The organism is Oleiphilus sp. HI0086 (genome assembly GCF_001635225.1).
The window spans coordinates 1-836 of record NZ_LWFZ01001426.1 but is presented as its reverse complement, the minus strand read 5'-3'; the positions used below and the strand labels follow the sequence as shown (position 1 = coordinate 836).

Genomic DNA, 836 nt, shown 5'->3' with positions numbered 1-836 from the left:
TTTATACGAAAGAGTTGCTTTTGCTTATTTTGAATCATTTAGCCAACGATCAAACTGGCTGTTTTATCCGTATCTAAATTGCGCACCTGAAAGGTGACTTAGCGGACTATAAGGAATCACGAGAGTTCAGCTCCTCCTTCCAAGCAGACAAACTTAGATATCCGTTAGCGGGAAATTTTAGATCTCAATAAGATATTCTGAGCCCTCATGAGATACCAATACCGCCAAAGCAGCACAGCAATGAGCGCTTCAAGAACAGCCATTCCTAACAAGCTTGTGTCTGAGCTGAAAAGCGGCAAAGCGATCAACCTAAAGCCTATTAGCCCTGTCGATACTATCGCTGCGAAAAAGACGGCGCCTTCCAAGTAAGGCTTGTAAAATGATGACAGTATCATTGCACAACCGATCCCTACTTGAAGCCCTCCATAGACAGAAAAGAATTCGGCAAGCCCCATCTCACTCTGAAAGTTTATCCCCAAGAAACTGGCGGACAATGTGGGATTTATCGCACACCACAGGCCCGAGGCAAGATATAAGATGCCAACGATTCGATAAGATGTATCGTAAAGTCGGGTAGATAACTTAGTTGTGGTCACTTAGAGTCCTCCATGGACGGCCTTCACAAACCATATAGTTTCCACAGTTTTTTGTACAGCCACGGCAAGGTAAGCGCGCCGCCTTATTTCCTTTATGTGTGCCGGGTTTAACCTGAAACTTACGCTCTTTCATCATATTGCCCTATATGGATTCATTAGAGTTCAAGACAAGACATTGGAATAGTGGTCAAAACGATTTACGAGCAGAACGCCTCAATAGATCACAATTGGCTTAGATTA

General features: G+C 43.7%; 1 protein-coding gene. It reads left to right on the top strand.

The window, feature by feature from the left end; translation table 11 throughout:
* Positions 1-240 precede the first annotated feature (240 nt).
* Entirely contained in the window at positions 241-369 is a 129-nt protein-coding gene (locus A3756_RS29030; RefSeq protein WP_255374950.1) for a hypothetical protein, read from the top strand.
* The last annotated feature ends 467 nt before the right edge of the window (positions 370-836 follow it).